The sequence below is a fragment of the Microbacterium sp. NRRL B-14842 genome, from assembly GCF_050470785.1.
In genome coordinates this window covers 538,517-553,177 of sequence record NZ_JBFLUM010000001.1, presented here as the reverse complement: position 1 = coordinate 553,177, position 14,661 = coordinate 538,517, and the positions used below count along the sequence as shown (strand labels likewise).

The window sequence follows — 14,661 nt, the reverse complement described above, 5'->3', positions numbered from 1 at the left end:
GGATCCGCCTGACGCCTTTGCGTCTTCATATGAAGATATCCAGACCTCTGATGACGTGCAATATAACAGCTTTCACCGCCGCGCCCGGTGATCGCCGGCATGTCACGAGGTCGGCGGGACATCGGATAGGATGGACAGGTTGTTCCCTGGTGACGTGTCCGAGCGGCCGAAGGAGCACGCTTGGAAAGCGTGTGTTGTGCAAGCAACCGCGGGTTCGAATCCCGCCGTCACCGCCACAGACGAAGAAGACCTCCGCATCGCGGAGGTCTTCTCTCGTTTCGGGTGCCGTCAGCCGTCGAAGCGCACCCCGTACGTCAGACCACCCGGTCCGGACGGCAGCCGGGTCATGCCGAGCCGCTCGTAGAAGGCGGCCGCGCCGCTGTTCGCGGGGTCCATCCCCAGATGCAGGGCCGGGACACCGCGTCGGCGCAACTCGGCGAAGAGCGTCTCGATGAGACCGCGCCCCAGCCCCTGCCCCTGGGTCTCCGGCAGCAGGTCGATGTGCAGATGCGCCGGATACTCCGCCGCGTTCGGCTCGACGCCCGGCTCCCTCGTGTACCCGTACTCGATCAGCTTCTGCTCGCGTGTCTGCGGGTCGGCCGACCGCGGATAGCGCGCGTGAAGGGTGGGCCACCACTCATCACGGAACCAGGCGTAGAACGCGTAGGTGTCGTCGGTGGCGACGATGTAGCCGATGGTGCGCCCGTCCTCCGCCTCCACGACCCAGGCGAGGTCCGGGTGCCGCTCGACGTACGGCACCGCGAAGAGGTTCCCCCAGAGCTCGTGATCGGACAGCACCCCGGTGGCGTCTCCCCCGGCGTCGGCCGTCCGCAGGCAGATCTCGAACATCGCCGCGCGATCGGTCGGACGGTAGGGACGGATACGCGACACGGAGGCTCCTCGGGCAGGTCAGGTTCCGCTCAGCCTATCGGCGCGTGCGGTCGCCTCGACGTCGCGTCGCGCCCACGGCACCAGCCAGGCCGCCAGCACGAGGACGACCCCGGCCCCGACGAACGCACCCCCGAGCGTGTCCGTCGCCCAGTGCACCGACAGGAAGGTGCGCGACAGAGCCATGAGCACGATCCATGCGGCCCCCACGATCGCCACCCACACCCGCGGGAAGAGCACCCACAGCACGAGGGCGATGGTCGCCGCGTTCGCGGTGTGGCCGGACGGGAACGAGCCGTAATCGCTCACGACGAGCATGTCATGCGGTCGGGCACGGCCGAAGATGTTCTTCAGGAGCTGCACGGCGCCCGCGCTGACGAGGAAGCAGAGCGCGGCGAACAGCGCACCCCGCCATCGCCGCAGGAGCAGCAGGACGAGGATCGTCCCCAGCGGCACGGCGAGGATGGCGACCCAGCCGCCGCCGATCCAGTTCAGCGCGAGGGCGAAGCTCAGCATCCAGTCCGCGCGGACCGCGGCGATCGTGTCGTTCCACCACTGGTCGAGGCCCGGCGTCTGCGGATACACGAAGACGACGAGAGCGCCGAGGGCAGTGGCCAGGAGGAGGCAGGCGACGCCCCACCACAGCAGCATCCGTCGATTCATCGTCCCATTGTGACGGACGCCCCCGCGATCGCGGGTCGGCGTGCCGGTCAGCGGGCGATGCGGGCGAGCCCCTCCTCGAGATCCGCGATGAGGTCGGCCACGTCCTCGATGCCGACGGAGAGACGCACGACGTTCTCCGGGACGGCGAGCTCGGTTCCGCGGACCGACGCGTGCGTCATCTCCGGCGGGTAGCCGATGAGCGACTCCACGCCGCCGAGGGACTCGGCGAGCTGGAACACGGTCGTGCTCTCGGCGAAGGCCCGGGCAGCGTCCGCACCCGCGGCGAGGCCCAGCGACAGCATTCCGCCGAAGCCGCTCATCTGCCGCGCGGCGATCTCGTGACCGGGGTGCGAGGCGAGGCCCGGGTAGAAGATCTGCGCGAACTCCGGCCGCGCCTGCGCCCACTCGGCGATCGCCTGGGCGTTCTCGGAGTGCTGCCGCATCCGCACGGCGAGGGTCTTGATGCCCCGGGTCGTCAGCCAGGCGTCCAGCGGCGCCGAGACCGCGCCCACCGCGAACTGCTGGAACTTCACGGCCTCGACGAAGCGGTCGTCGCCGAAGACGACGGCGCCGCCGAGCACGTCGGAGTGCCCGCCGAGGTACTTCGTCGTCGAGTGCACGACGAGGTCGGCGCCGAGCGCGAGCGGCTGCTGCAGAGCCGGCGAGGCGAACGTGTTGTCGACCACGACGAGCACCCCGGCCGCGTGCGCCACCTCGGCGATGAGTGCGATGTCGATGACCTTCAGCAGCGGGTTGCTCGGCGTCTCCAGCCACACGATGCGGGTCTCGGGACGGATGGCCGCCCGGATCACGTCGACGTCGGAGAGCTCGACCGTGGTCGTGTCGATCCCCCACGGCGCGAGCACCTTCGTGAGCAGGCGGTAGGTGCCGCCGTACACGTCGTTGCCGAGGAGCACGTGGTCGCCGGGCTTGAGGATGCCGCGGAGCAGACCGTCCTCCGCCGCGAGACCCGAGGCGAACGACAGGGCCCCGACCCCGCCCTCGAGAGCGGCGAGCTGCGTTTCCAAGGAGGAGCGCGTCGGGTTGCCCGCGCGGTTGTACTCGTAGCCCTCGCGGAACCCTCCGATGCCGTCCTGCACGTGCGTCGACGCCTGATAGATCGGCGGGATGATCGCCCCGGTGATCGGGTCGGGCGCCTGTCCGGCGTGGATGGCTCGTGTGGCGAAGGCGTGGGCGTGGTCGGACATGCTCTCAGCCTACGTCCGGGTCCTCCGACGGGTCCCGGCCTGTTACGTCCCGCGTCACCGCGAGAGGTAGCCGAGCAGATCCTGCCGGGTCAGCACCGTGTGCGGCTTGCCGTCCTCGGTGACGAGGAGGGCGTCGGCGTCGGCGAGCGCGGCCCGTGCCTGCGCGACCGGCGCATGGATGCCGATCAGCGGCAGCCGCTCCCCCACGTGCGCGCCGACGGCGTCGCTCGGCTCGGCGTCGCCACGGAAGAGCAGGTCGAGCAGGCCCTTCTCGTCGACGGTGCCGACGACCTCGCCCATCATCACCGGCGGCTCGGCGCTGAGGACGACGAGCTGCGACACCTCGTACTCCGTCATCATGCCGATCGCCTCGAGCACCGTGTCGGTGGGGTGTGCGTGCACGAGGTCGGGAAGGCCGTGGCGGGAGGACCGGGCCGCGAGCACGTCGGCGACCGTCTCCCCCTCCTCCACCTCGCTGAAACCGTAGGAACGCATCCACCCGTCGTTGAAGATCTTGCCCAGGTAGCCGCGCCCGCCGTCCGGGAGGAGCACGACCATGACCGCGTCCGCCGGGAGGTCCTTCGCCACCCGCAGCGCGCCGACCACGGCCATGCCGCTGGAGCCGCCGACGAGGATGCCCTCCTCGCGGGCGAGGCGCCGCGTCATCGCGAAGGACTCCGCGTCGCCGACCGCGACGATCTCGTGCGGGACCGCGGGGTCGTACGCCCCCGGCCAGATGTCCTCGCCCACGCCCTCGACGAGGTAGGGCCGGCCGGTGCCGCCGCTGTACACGCTGCCTTCGGGGTCGACACCGACGATCCGCACGGCATCGTCTGACACCTCGCGCAGATAGCGGCCGGTGCCGGTGATCGTGCCGCCCGTCCCCACGCCGGCGACGAAATGGGTGACCCGGCCGTCGGTGTCCCGCCAGATCTCCGGTCCCGTCGTCTCGTAGTGGCTGCGCGGCCCGTTCGGGTTCTCGTACTGGTTCGGCTTGAACGCCCCGGGGATCTCCCGTGCCAGCCGGTCACTCACGCTGTAGTACGACTCCGGGCTGTCAGCCGGGACCGAGGTCGGGGTCACGACGACCTCCGCGCCGTACGCGCGGAGCACGTCGATCTTGTCCTCGCCCACCTTGTCCGGGAGCACGAAGACGCAGCGGTAGCCGCGCTGCTGGGCGACGAGGGCGAGCCCGACGCCGGTGTTGCCGCTCGTGGGCTCGACGATCGTCCCGCCGGGCTGCAGGTCCCCCGCGGCCTCGGCGGCGTCGATGATCCGGGCCGCGATCCGATCCTTCGCCGACCCGCCCGGGTTCAGGTACTCGAGCTTCACGAGCACCGTGCACGCGATGCCCTCGGTGACGTGCTGGAGCTTCACCAGGGGCGTGTCGCCGACGAGGTCGACGATCGAGTCTGCGTACTTCATCTGTTCAGGGTACGGCGCGGGCTCCCGCCGCCGGGGCTGTGTTTCACCGCCGCTTCGACAGGCTCAGCGACCCAGAACCTGGGTCCCTGAGCCCGTCGAAGGGCCTGGGCCCGTCGAAGGGCCTGGGCCCCTGAGCCTGTCGAAGGGCCTGGGCCCCTGAGCCTGTCGAAGGGCATGAGCCCGTCGAAGGGTCAGCCCTTCGTCGCGCCGGCCAGCAGGCCGCGGACGAAGAAGCGCTGCAGGGCGAAGAACACGATCAGCGGGACGATGATCGAGATGAACGTTCCCGCGGACTGCAGGAACCACTTGTTGCCCCAGGTCCCGGAGAGCGAGTTCAGCGCCTGGGTGATCGGCAGGGCGCCGGGCGAGGCGAAGATCGTCGCGACCAGCAGGTCGTTCCACACCCAGAGGAACTGGAAGATCGCGAAGGACGCGATCGCCGGAGCCGCCAGCGGCAGGATGATCCGGAAGAACACCTGTCCGTGTCCGGCACCGTCGACGCGGGCCGCCTCGATGATCTCGCCCGGGATCTCGGAGATGAAGTTGTGGAGCATGAACGTCGCCAGCGGCAGCGCGAAGATCGCGTGCGCGATCCAGACGCGGGCGAAGCTGTACTGCACCTCGTTCAGCCCGAACCCGGGGAAGATCGGCACGTCGTTGATCGTCAGCCCGTCCGAGAACAGGCTCAGCAGCGGTACGAGGGCCATCTGCAGCGGCACGATCTGCAGCGCGAACACGAAGATGAAGAGCATGTTCCGACCCTTGAAGTCGATCCATGCGAACGCGTACGCGGCCAGCGCCGCCATCACGATCGGGAACACGGTGGCCGGGATCGTGATGGCCAGCGAGTTGATGAACGCGGTCGCGAGGGTCGTCGAGGTCCCGCCCGAGTTCCACGCCTGCACGTAGTTGTCGAACGTGAACTCCGGGTTGGAGAAGACCGTCCACCAGCCGCTGTTCTGCGTGTCGGCGCCCGGGCGGAACGATGTCACGAAGAGGCCGAAGGTCGGGATCGTCCAGAAGAGCGCGATGACCGCGGCCGCGATCGTCGCCCCCTTCGAGGTTAGCTTCTTGTGGGCGGTCGCCTCGTTACGACGCGTGTCGCGCGCCACCTGGCGCTTGGTGCGGTTGTCCACGACGGTGGCCTGGGTTGCACTCATCAGCGGATCTCCCTCTGCTTGGCCATCGATCGGGCGTTGTAGACGATCAGCGGCAACACGAACAGGAACAGCACGACGGCGAGCGCCGACGAGTGCCCGTAGCTCTGGAACCGCTGCTGCTGGTTGACCATCTCGAAACCGAGGACGCTGGTCTCGTCACGACCGCCGGTCATCACGGCGACGATGTCGTACACCTTCAGCGAGGCGATCGTGATGGTCGTGAGGACGACGATCAGCGACGACCGGATGCCGGGCACCGTCACGTTGCGGAAGCGCTGCCAGGCGTTCGTGCCGTCGAGCTCGGCCGCCTCCATCTGCTCGATCGGCACGGCCTTGATCGCGGCGGAGAGGATGACCATCGCGAAGCCGGTCTGGGTCCAGATGAACACGATGAGCAGCATGAGCGTGTTGAGGATGGGCTTGATGGCCAGCCACTGCACCGGGTCGCCGCCGAAAGCGGTGACGATGGCGTTGAGGAGACCGATCTGGTCGCCCTGGCGGGCGTCGTACATGAACTTCCAGATGATGCCCGCGCCGACGAAGGAGATCGCCACCGGCATGAACACGAGCACCTTCAGGAACTTCTCACCGCGCGCACGGTCGATGAAGACGGCGTACGCGAGACCGATGACCACCGAGATCACCGGAGCGAGCAGCGCCCAGATGATGGTGTTGATCACCGACGACGTGCCGACCGGGTTGGTGAAGACCCAGATGTAGTTCTCGAGTCCGACGAACTGGTTGCCCGACTTGTCGAAGAAGGACTTGAAGATCGTCGAGATCGCCGGGTAGATGAGGCCCAGCAGCAGCATGATCGCCGCGGGAGCCATGAACAGCACGAGCTGGAACAGGTAACCGGCTCCCTGTCGGGCGCGGAAGTCGGCGAAGAAGAGGAGCGCACCGACGAGCAGTGCGATCGCGACGACGTACACCACGGCGTTCGCGTAGGGACGAAGCAGCAGCAGGGCGAGCACCGGGATGACGAGGCAGGCGACCAGCCGCATGATGGAGTAGCCGCGACCGGGGCGGGGCGCGAACTCGATCAGCACGAGGATGATCGCCACGACCACGCCGAACACGAGCAGCACGGCGGGGATCTGCACCAACGGATTCAGACCGCCCAGCCACAGGAAGAAGCTGTTGAGCGAGAACCCGATCGTGATCCGCGAGGACTCCTCGGTCGGGGCGGTGAAGACGAGGAGGAGAGCGAGGGCGGCGACGACGACGAAGCCGATCGCGAGGACCGTCCGCGTGGCCTTCCTCCCCTTCTCGTCGGTGCCATGCGTCGTCGGCGGCGCGTCAGCCTCGACGGGTTTCTCGATGGTCGCGTGCGACATGAACGTCCCCTTCTGGATCGTGCTGGGTTCCCGCGCAGTACGGATCGGTGGAGCGGGGCCGGGCTGTGCAGCCCGGCCCCGCTCTGCCTACGAAGATCGCGTCGAGGCGATCAGTTCTCGTAGCCGGCCTGGATGTCGGAGAGCACCGTCTCGGTGTCCTTGCCGTCGATCCAGTCGACCATCCCCTTCCAGAACGAGCCCGAGCCGACGGTCGACGGCATCAGGTCGGAAGCGTCGAACCGGAAGGTCGTCGCGTCGTCCTGCATGATGGTCATCGCCTCCTGGAGGAACTCGCTCGAAGCGAGGCTCGGGTCGGCGTTCTTGTTGGCGGAGATGACGCCGCCGAGCTCGACACGCGCGTCGGCGAACTCGGGCGATGCCATGAACTCGAGCACCTTCTGGGTGGCCTCGTCGTCCGAGAACGCCGCGACGAACTCGCCGCCGCCCTCGACCTGGAGCTCGCCCGCGGTCTCGCCCGGCATGATGAACGCGTAGACGTCGCCGTCCGGCGCGACCTCGGGGACGTTGCCGTCCGCGGTCTCCGTGTCGAGGAAGTTCGCCGACAGGAACGAGGCCTGGTGGGTCAGTGCGCAGTCGCCCTTGGCCACCGCGTTGGCGACGTCACCGAAGGCGGTCGAGTTGATGCTCTTGACGTCGCCGTAGCCGGCGTTGACGTACTCCGGGTTGAGCAGGATCTCACCGACGGCGTCGAAGGCCTGCTTGATCTCGGGGTCGGTGAACTTCACGTCGCCGGCCACCCAGTCGTCATAGACCTCGGGGCCCGACTGGCGCAGGACGAGGTCCTCGATCCAGTCCGTTCCCGGCCAGCCGGATGCCGCCTCGGAGGAGAAGCCCGCGCACCAGGCCGGACCGCCGGTCTTCTCGACGATCGTGTCGGTGAGGGCGATCATGTCGTCCCAGGTCTCCGGGACCTCGACGCCCCACTCGGCGAACTGCTTCGGCGAGTACCAGACGTAGCCCTTGAGGTTCGCCAGCATCGGCGCCGCGTAGAAGGTGTCGTCGAACGTGCCGTACTTCTTCCAGTCCTCGGACCAGTTCTCGTCGACGGCGGACTCGACGGCCTCGGGGGCCGGCATGACCTTGCCCGTGTCGACGAGGGTCTTGAGCAGACCGGGCTGCGGGACGATCGCGATGTCCGGGGCGTCTCCACCCGTCACCTTGGTGACGATGTTGCCCTCGAAGCCCTTGTCGCCGGTGTACTCGACCTTGATACCGGTGTCCTTCGTGAACTGCTCGAAGGACGCGTTCAGGTCGTCGGCCTCGACGCCCGTGATGCCGCCGGAGATCCGGACGGTGTCCTTGGTCTCTCCGCCCTCGTCGCCCCCGCCCTCGGCGCAGCCGGCGAGCGCGAGAGACGCGACGCCGACGAGTGCGATGGGGGCGAGCAGGCGGTATCGCTGTGACAAAGCCATGTACTTCTCCTCTTCAGGTGGATCTTCAGTCCGCCCAAGGAGAGCAATCGCCGCAACCATTGGGGAACCGATTCCAGGCCAACCTACTCGGGTTCCTTCGCGCCGTACAACTGGGGAAGGTTACAAGATCACAACCCTTTGACATCCGAGCGGACGACAAGGTGGGAGCGCTCCCAGTCCGGCGCGCCTGGAACCGGTTCCTCCCCCGGTGCGGAACGGCTACGATGGCTCCCGGCGAGTGCCCGATCGCTCGCCGTCGTGGAACCGGGTCGAGGAGGACACGATGAGCACGATCGCCGACGTCGCGATGCGCGCCGGTGTCTCCAAAGCGACCGCGAGCCGTGCGCTCAGCGGCCGCGGCTATGTCTCGGAGGAGACCAGGCAGCGGGTGGAGGAGGCGGCGCAGGACCTCGCGTACGTCGCGCACTCCTCCGCCACGAGCCTGGCCACGGGGCGTACCGGCACCATCGGCCTGGTGATGCCGCCGGTCGATCGGTGGTTCTTCGCCGAGCTGCTGGCGGGCGTGCAGGAATCGCTGCTCGCGCTCGACTACGACCTCTCGCTCTACGGCGTCCCCGAGCGCTCGGAGACCAGGGAGCGGCTGTTCGAGAGCGTGCTGCCCGGCCGGAGGTTCGACGGCATCATCGCCGTCGGCATCCAGCCCAGCGCCCGCGAGCTGGAACGGCTGCACCATACGGGGCGACCGCTCGTGAGCGTGGGCCCCTACAGCGCGGGAGCGAGCGCCGTGTCGATCGACGACGCGGCCGCCGCCCGGATCGCCACCGAACACCTCATCGACCTCGGGCACACCGACATCGCGTTCGTGGGCGGTGCCACGGATGACACCGACCTCAGCTACGGTGACGCCCGCCGCCTGGCCGGCTACCGGGAGGCGCTGCACGCGGCGGGACTCACGCCGCGGGCGCGGGTCGCCGGTTCGGCTCCCACGATGCCGGGCGGCTACGCGGCGGCGGCGGGACTCCTCGGCGACCGGCGGCACCGTCCGACGGCCATCGTCGGCGTGTGCGACGAAGCGGCCATCGGCGCCGTCATCGCGGCTCGCCGCCTGGGCATCGCGGTGCCGACCGAACTCAGCGTCGTGGGGATCGACGACCACGAGCATGCGGAGATGTTCGCCCTCACCACGATCGGACAGTCGCCGCGGGATCAGGGACGGGAAGCCGTGCGCCTGCTGATGCGGCGGATGAGCGAGCCGGATGCTCCGGTCGAGCGCGTCGAAGCCGCCTCGGCGCTCGTCGTCCGCAGCTCGACCGCGGCGCCGCGCTGACCCCCGCGGACGCACGAAGGCCCCGGGCGGAACCCGGGGCCTTCGCAGAAGCGCTGGTGCGCTGGAATTACTTGAGGGTGACGGTCGCGCCAGCCTCTTCCAGAGCAGCCTTGGCCTTCTCGGCCGTCTCCTTGTTGGCGCCCTCGAGGACGGCCTTCGGAGCACCGTCGACGACGGCCTTGGCCTCGCCGAGGCCGAGCGAGGTGAGCTCGCGGACAGCCTTGATGACCTGGATCTTCTTGTCGCCAGCAGCCTCGAGGATGACGTCGAAGGAGTCCTTCTCCTCCTCGGCCGCGGCCTCGCCTGCGCCGCCAGCGGCACCGGCGACGGCGACGGGGGCAGCAGCGGTGACCTCGAACTTCTCCTCGAACGCCTTCACGAACTCGTTGAGCTCGATGAGGGTCAGGCCGGCGAACTGCTCGAGCAGCTCCTCGGTGGAAAGCTTCGCCATGATGTATCTCCTAGATAGATGGGGTTTGTAGACGAGATCGCCGGTCGCTTACGCGGCCTCGGCGGTCTCCAGCTTTTCGCGAAGCGCGTCGATGGTGGCCGCAGCCTTGCCCATCGTCGCCTTCATCATGCCCGCGGCCTTCGCCAGCAGAACCTCGCGGCTCTCGAGCGAGGCGTACGTGTTGACCTCGTCGGCGGTGAGGGCCTTGCCCTCGAAGATGCCCGACTTGATCACGAGAAGCGGGTTGGCCTTGGCGAAGTCACGCAGAGCCTTGGCGGTGGCGACGAAGTCACCGTGCACGAACGCGACAGCCGACGGCCCCTTGAGGTCGTCGTCCAGCGCGGAGATGCCGGCCTTGTTGGCGGCGATCTTGGTCAGCGTGTTCTTCACCACGGCGTACTCAGCGTCCTGACGGATGCTGTTGCGCAGCTGCTTGAGCTGGGCAACCGTCAGACCGCGGTACTCGGTCAGCAGGACGGCGTTCGAGTTCTCGAATGACTTCGTGAGCTCGTTGACCGATGCATCCTTCTGCGCCATGGTCACTCCTTGGTGTGTACGAGGCGCCGCACGGTGGTGGGGCGCCGGCCTCCGACCCCCTGCAAAAGAGAAGAGCTCCGGCGCAAGCGCACGGAGCTCGGAAGTTCGTGACACCTGCGCGGGCCCCTGCGATGCAGAGCTTCGATCCTGTGCACTCACGCGCACACGATGACCAGCGGTCTTCGGTTATGACCACTGTACCCCACGCTCCCTCTCCCCCCAAATCCCCCTCCTCCTCCGTCGACCCACCCCTTTCGGTGCACCCCGGCCCCTTACGCCTGCACGCAACGGGCCGGAGCGCACGGAAGGGGGTGGGTCAGCGACTCAGCGGGCGAAGAGGCCGAGGGCACGGAAGTGCGCGTCGGCCGCGGCGAGCGAGGCGACGTCCGCGCTCGTCACCCGGACCACCCGCCAGCCGGTGGTCCCGCGCACCCAGTCCTCGCGGATCTTCTCGTCGAGCACGACCTGTGACACGGGCCGGCCGCCGCGGAGGCCCTCGTCCAGGTACTTGTCCCGGCCGTCGCACTCCACGAAGGTGCGGGACTGGTCGACGGCGATGTCCATCCAGAACCGACCGCCGCGCGGTCCGTCCACCGGCACCTGCAGACGCGGCCTGCCGAAGCCGAGCTGATGGAGCCGGTACCGCGTCACGCTCTCCAGCGGAAGCTGCGCGCGCCCGTCGGCCAGGACCACGATCCGACGGGCCTGCACGATGCCGCGGAGCCGGGGACGACGCACTCGATCCGCGAGGTCCGTCAGGAGAGCCTGCGCCGCGGTGTCGTCGAACTCCCACGGGTCGCCGCCGACCAGAGCGAGGGCGGCATCCGCGACGGCGAGAGCCGCCTCCGGAGCGGCCGTGCGGGCGAGGTCGACGACCGTCCGGGCGAGGGAGGTGCAGCGGATGCCGTCGCGCTCCACGATGTCGCCGGCGGCAACCGCGCCCTCGTGCCGCAGGATCCCCGAGGTGCTGTGGCGACGGTCGGGGGGCGCCGTCACATGGACCCTCGTCGGCCGCACCCGGTACAGCGGCAGACCCCACAGCACCGCAGCCGAGGCGTGCGAGAACACGGGCCGCGTCCCCGAGGCCGCGAGGTCGGCGGCCACCACCTCCGCACGGTGCCGGGACTCCGGGGCGAGATCGCTCCAGTCCCGTTGCGCGAGGTACCACCCGCGACGCACATGATGCAGCTGCCGCCCTTCCACCGCGGCGTGGAGCGTCCGAGACCCCCACCCCTCCTCCTCCAGCCGCCGACGACCGAGGAGCATCGCCCGGATCTCGTCCACACTCACCTGTCTCATCCCCCCGACTCTCCCCTCTCCTCTCGCCGATCCCCCGCCTTCCCGCAGTTCCCCACACCCTTTCTCTCCCTCCCGCGCCCTGTGCAGGAAGACACCCCTCGTCCTCGACCCACCCCTTTGCGTTCGAGCCACCCCCTTACGCCTGCACGCAGGGGGCCGGGACGCACGCAAGGGGGTGGCTCGGCGGGAGGGCGGGAGGGGCGGCGTGTACGGCGGGAACGGGGGTGGGGGAGAGTTAGAGTCTTCTGGTGACCCCGGAACTCCAAGCTCGCATCGTCGCGGACTCGCGCGACCGCGTGGCGTGGATGAGGGCACGGTCCCGGGGCATCACGGCCACCGACGTCGCCGGACTCACCAGCGAACGCTCGATCGCCCGTGCCGCCGACGCCAAGCTCGGCGGGGGGCCGCGGTTCGGCGGCAACGCCTACACGGACCACGGTCGACGCCGCGAGCCCGAGATCGCCGCCTGGGTCGCCGCGACGCACGGCATCTTCCCCTCCTCCGCGTTGTTCCGCGCCGAGGTCGAGCACCGCCACCTGGCCACCCCCGATGGCATCTCGGTGGACGCGGACGGTCGCGTCAGCCTCGCGGAGATCAAGACCACCAACAAGGCCTTCCGCGGCATCCCGCGCACGTACCTGCGCCAGGTCTGGTGGCAGCAGCACGTGCTGGGCGCCGAGCGCACCCTGTTCGTCTGGGAGGAGCACGTCGACTTCTCCCCCATCCACGACGAGCCCCGCTGCGTGTGGATCGACCGGGACGACCGCGAGATCGCCAAACTCGTCGGTCTCGCGACCGACCTCATCGACGAGCTGTACCGTCGCACAACGGGACGCGCGGTGCCGACGCGCTCCGTCGCCCCGGTCGACAGTCGCCGCGAGCAGCTCCGCGAGCGCGACGCCTTCCGCGCCCTCGCCCTCGCCGACTGAGCGAACGCCGAGGGCCTCGGGACGACCCGCCCCGTCAGGGGTCGCGAGCGAGTACGCGACGTGCTTCTCCCGCGACCTCGGCCGCGATCGTGTCCAGCAGCGCGGAGCGCAGGTTCCACTGCTGCCAGTACAGGGCAACGCGCAGGGTCGGACCGCCGAGCGCGACGAGCCCGGGGACCTCCTGCAGTCGCGGCACCATCCCCCAGCCCAGGCCGAGGCCGACCGCGAGCGCGTAGTCGTGCGACGCCGGGACGTAGTGTCGCGGAACGCCCGCCGCCGGCACTCCCCGCGCCGCCAGCCACTCATGCTGCAGGGTGTCCCGGCGGTCGAAGTCGACGAACGGCGCGTGCGCCAGCGCGGCGGGCGTCACGCCGTCAGGGAACCATCGACGGGCATAGGCAGGCTCGGCCATGGCGCGGTACTCGAGCACGCCGAGGGGCGTGACCGTGCACCCCGCGACCGCCGTGGCCTCGCTCGTCACCGCGGCCATGACCGTTCCCGATTCGAGCAGTCGGGCGGTGAAGTTCTGATCGTCGCGGTGCAGGTCCAGGTCGATGTCGTGCGCGGCCGAGAGGCGCGCCATCGGCGGGAGGAACCAGGTCGCCAGGGAATCCGCGTTGACGGCGAGAGGCACCGTGATGCGGTGTCCCCCACCGCCCTCCTCGATGCCGACCCCGGCGAGCGCATCCTGCTCCAGGAGCGCGATCTGCCGCGCGAGGCGCACGACGGACTCCCCGGCCTCGGTGAGGCGGACCGGCTTGCTGCGCACGAGGAGGATCCGCCCGAGCTGCTCCTCGAGCGCCTTGAGCCGCTGACTGACCGCGGACGGGGTGACGCGCAGGCGGCGGGAGGCGGCGTCGAGGGTCCCCTCGTCCGCGACGGCGGCGAGCGTGGCGGCGAGCTCCGGGTCGATCCTCACATCAGCCATGCTAATGGTGAGAAAGGAATCTTCGCTGCACCTCATGGCCAGCATCCCTAGGCTCGATGCATGCTCACCGTTCTCGCCGGCCTCGGCCTCGGCCTGTCGCTCATCGTCGCGATCGGCGCGCAGAACGTGTTCGTGCTGCGACAGGGCATCCGGCGCGAGCACGTCCTCGCCGTCGTGATCGTCTGCGCCCTCTCCGACGCCGTGCTGATCATCGCCGGCGTCGCCGGGCTCGGCTTCGTGCTGTCCGCCGCTCCCTGGCTCGTCGTCGTTGCCCGCTGGGCAGGGGCGCTGTTCCTCCTCGGCTACGGGCTGCTCGCGGCGCGACGGGCCTGGCGTGGCGGCGAGGAGCTGGTGGTCGACGGGGGCGACGCTCCGGTCCTCGAGGCGTCCGGTGGCACCGGGACCCTCACCCGCACCCGCCTCGCCCCGGTGATCCTCACGACACTGGCGTTGACCTGGCTGAACCCGCACGTGTACCTCGACACGGTGCTGATGCTCGGCTCGATCGCCGCGACGCACGGCGACGAGCGATGGCTGTTCGCGGCAGGGGCGGTCATCGCGAGCCTCCTCTGGTTCACCGCCCTCGGCTTCGGTGCCCGCTACCTCGGACGGTGGCTGCGCACCCCGCGCTCCTGGCGTTTCCTCGACGCGGTGATCGCGGTCGTGATGATCACGTTGGCGGTGAGCCTGGTGCTCCCGGTGCTGGACGCCTAGCCACTCACGCCGCGTCGATCTGCGCCACCCGCGCCCGGACGAGGGCCCGGACAGCATCCTCCGGCAGCGGGTGCTCCGGCTGGAACCGGATCGTCCCCTTGTCGACGCTGATATCGGGATGACCGTCGAGGAGGCCCGCCACGGCAGCGACCGCCTCGGGGCTGAACGGGTAGACGCCGATGTGCTTCTTCGCACGCATCACCGAGAGCAGAGGCTTTCCGGCGAGCACGAGCGCCGGCATCCCATACCCCTTGCCCTGCTCCGCATCCGGCACCTCCTCCGTGGCGATCGCGTACACGCGATCGATCACTGCGCGGTCCGCCGCGTCGAGGTCGGTCAGGTAGTCGTCGATGGTGCCCACGCACCGCATCCTGCCACCGATCGCCCTCGGGGTCGAGGGC

At 69.4% G+C, this 14,661-nt stretch carries 15 protein-coding genes and 1 tRNA gene; 4 read left to right on the top strand and 12 right to left on the bottom strand.

What is annotated here, in order from left to right:
• The first annotated feature begins 148 nt into the window (after positions 1-148).
• A tRNA-Ser gene (locus tag AB1285_RS02800) sits at positions 149-236 on the top strand.
• Between the two features lie 52 nt (positions 237-288).
• On the opposite strand, the gene AB1285_RS02795 is transcribed toward AB1285_RS02800, so the two are convergent.
• The 7 genes from AB1285_RS02795 to AB1285_RS02765 all read right to left on the bottom strand — a co-directional run bounded on the left by AB1285_RS02795 (position 289) and on the right by AB1285_RS02765 (position 8,114).
• Positions 289-891, bottom strand: coding sequence for a GNAT family N-acetyltransferase (locus AB1285_RS02795; RefSeq protein ID WP_370429090.1), 603 nt, complete (start codon positions 889-891; stop codon positions 289-291).
• 18 nt (positions 892-909) lie between these two features.
• On the bottom strand, positions 910-1,551 hold the full coding sequence (locus AB1285_RS02790) for a phosphatase PAP2 family protein (RefSeq protein WP_370429089.1): 642 nt from the start codon (positions 1,549-1,551) through the stop codon (positions 910-912).
• Positions 1,552-1,598: 47 nt separating this feature from the next.
• Positions 1,599-2,759: a cystathionine gamma-synthase gene (locus AB1285_RS02785; protein ID WP_370429088.1), complete on the bottom strand. Its 1,161-nt coding sequence runs from the start codon at positions 2,757-2,759 to the stop codon at positions 1,599-1,601.
• Positions 2,760-2,813: 54 nt separating this feature from the next.
• Positions 2,814-4,184: a cystathionine beta-synthase gene (locus AB1285_RS02780; protein ID WP_187662182.1), complete on the bottom strand. Its 1,371-nt coding sequence runs from the start codon at positions 4,182-4,184 to the stop codon at positions 2,814-2,816.
• 191 nt (positions 4,185-4,375) lie between these two features.
• Entirely contained in the window at positions 4,376-5,344 is a 969-nt protein-coding gene (locus AB1285_RS02775) for a carbohydrate ABC transporter permease (protein ID WP_187662183.1), read from the bottom strand.
• A complete protein-coding gene (locus AB1285_RS02770; protein ID WP_187662184.1) occupies positions 5,344-6,681 on the bottom strand; it encodes a carbohydrate ABC transporter permease in 1,338 nt (445 codons plus the stop codon). The genes AB1285_RS02775 and AB1285_RS02770 overlap by 1 nt, the downstream gene beginning before the upstream one ends.
• 110 nt (positions 6,682-6,791) lie before the next feature.
• Positions 6,792-8,114, bottom strand: coding sequence for an ABC transporter substrate-binding protein (locus AB1285_RS02765; protein ID WP_187662185.1), 1,323 nt, complete (start codon positions 8,112-8,114; stop codon positions 6,792-6,794).
• A 283-nt stretch (positions 8,115-8,397) separates the two neighbouring features.
• On the opposite strand from AB1285_RS02765, the gene AB1285_RS02760 reads away from it, so the two are divergent.
• Positions 8,398-9,402 carry a LacI family DNA-binding transcriptional regulator gene (locus tag AB1285_RS02760; protein ID WP_259951361.1) on the top strand — a complete coding sequence of 335 codons (1,005 nt, stop codon included), beginning with the start codon at positions 8,398-8,400 and terminating at the stop codon, positions 9,400-9,402.
• A gap of 67 nt (positions 9,403-9,469) precedes the next feature.
• Here AB1285_RS02760 and rplL read toward each other — a convergent pair whose 3' ends face one another.
• The 3 genes from rplL to AB1285_RS02745 all read right to left on the bottom strand — a co-directional run bounded on the left by rplL (position 9,470) and on the right by AB1285_RS02745 (position 11,689).
• Positions 9,470-9,853: a 50S ribosomal protein L7/L12 gene (gene rplL / locus AB1285_RS02755; RefSeq protein WP_025104227.1), complete on the bottom strand. Its 384-nt coding sequence runs from the start codon at positions 9,851-9,853 to the stop codon at positions 9,470-9,472.
• A gap of 48 nt (positions 9,854-9,901) precedes the next feature.
• Complete coding sequence (rplJ, locus tag AB1285_RS02750; RefSeq protein ID WP_025104226.1) at positions 9,902-10,390, bottom strand: 50S ribosomal protein L10; 489 nt, start codon at positions 10,388-10,390, stop codon at positions 9,902-9,904.
• A 324-nt stretch (positions 10,391-10,714) separates the two neighbouring features.
• The gene (locus AB1285_RS02745; RefSeq protein ID WP_370429087.1) at positions 10,715-11,689 is read right to left on the bottom strand and encodes a hypothetical protein; all 975 of its coding nucleotides are present in this window, start codon (positions 11,687-11,689) and stop codon (positions 10,715-10,717) included.
• Between the two features lie 248 nt (positions 11,690-11,937).
• Here AB1285_RS02745 and AB1285_RS02740 point away from each other — a divergent pair, with 248 nt between their 5' ends.
• The gene (locus AB1285_RS02740) at positions 11,938-12,618 is read left to right on the top strand and encodes a YqaJ viral recombinase family protein (protein WP_187662188.1); all 681 of its coding nucleotides are present in this window, start codon (positions 11,938-11,940) and stop codon (positions 12,616-12,618) included.
• Between the two features lie 34 nt (positions 12,619-12,652).
• Here the strand turns inward: AB1285_RS02740 and AB1285_RS02735 are convergent, their stop codons facing one another.
• Positions 12,653-13,537 carry a LysR family transcriptional regulator ArgP gene (locus AB1285_RS02735; protein WP_187664212.1) on the bottom strand — a complete coding sequence of 295 codons (885 nt, stop codon included), beginning with the start codon at positions 13,535-13,537 and terminating at the stop codon, positions 12,653-12,655.
• 69 nt (positions 13,538-13,606) lie between these two features.
• Between AB1285_RS02735 and lysE the strand changes: the two genes are divergently transcribed.
• Positions 13,607-14,260: an L-lysine exporter gene (gene lysE, locus AB1285_RS02730; RefSeq protein WP_268776694.1), complete on the top strand. Its 654-nt coding sequence runs from the start codon at positions 13,607-13,609 to the stop codon at positions 14,258-14,260.
• Between the two features lie 4 nt (positions 14,261-14,264).
• On the opposite strand, the gene AB1285_RS02725 is transcribed toward lysE, so the two are convergent.
• Positions 14,265-14,630, bottom strand: coding sequence for an iron chaperone (locus AB1285_RS02725; protein WP_327036718.1), 366 nt, complete (start codon positions 14,628-14,630; stop codon positions 14,265-14,267).
• Positions 14,631-14,661: the final 31 nt, after the last annotated feature.

What these genes read in the sequence shown, in the direction of transcription:
- AB1285_RS02780 (WP_187662182.1), bottom strand. Translation starts at nt 4,184, where the DNA reads ATGAAGTACGCAGACTCGATCGTCGACCTCGTCGGCGACACGCCCCTG.
- AB1285_RS02785 (WP_370429088.1), bottom strand. Translation starts at nt 2,759, where the DNA reads ATGTCCGACCACGCCCACGCCTTCGCCACACGAGCCATCCACGCCGGA.
- AB1285_RS02765 (WP_187662185.1), bottom strand. Translation starts at nt 8,114, where the DNA reads ATGGCTTTGTCACAGCGATACCGCCTGCTCGCCCCCATCGCACTCGTC.
- AB1285_RS02760 (WP_259951361.1), top strand. Translation starts at nt 8,398, where the DNA reads ATGAGCACGATCGCCGACGTCGCGATGCGCGCCGGTGTCTCCAAAGCG.
- AB1285_RS02770 (WP_187662184.1), bottom strand. Translation starts at nt 6,681, where the DNA reads ATGTCGCACGCGACCATCGAGAAACCCGTCGAGGCTGACGCGCCGCCG.
- rplJ (WP_025104226.1), bottom strand. Translation starts at nt 10,390, where the DNA reads ATGGCGCAGAAGGATGCATCGGTCAACGAGCTCACGAAGTCATTCGAG.
- AB1285_RS02775 (WP_187662183.1), bottom strand. Translation starts at nt 5,344, where the DNA reads ATGAGTGCAACCCAGGCCACCGTCGTGGACAACCGCACCAAGCGCCAG.
- AB1285_RS02745 (WP_370429087.1), bottom strand. Translation starts at nt 11,689, where the DNA reads ATGAGACAGGTGAGTGTGGACGAGATCCGGGCGATGCTCCTCGGTCGT.
- AB1285_RS02790 (WP_370429089.1), bottom strand. Translation starts at nt 1,551, where the DNA reads ATGAATCGACGGATGCTGCTGTGGTGGGGCGTCGCCTGCCTCCTCCTG.
- rplL (WP_025104227.1), bottom strand. Translation starts at nt 9,853, where the DNA reads ATGGCGAAGCTTTCCACCGAGGAGCTGCTCGAGCAGTTCGCCGGCCTG.
- AB1285_RS02725 (WP_327036718.1), bottom strand. Translation starts at nt 14,630, where the DNA reads ATGCGGTGCGTGGGCACCATCGACGACTACCTGACCGACCTCGACGCG.
- lysE (WP_268776694.1), top strand. Translation starts at nt 13,607, where the DNA reads ATGCTCACCGTTCTCGCCGGCCTCGGCCTCGGCCTGTCGCTCATCGTC.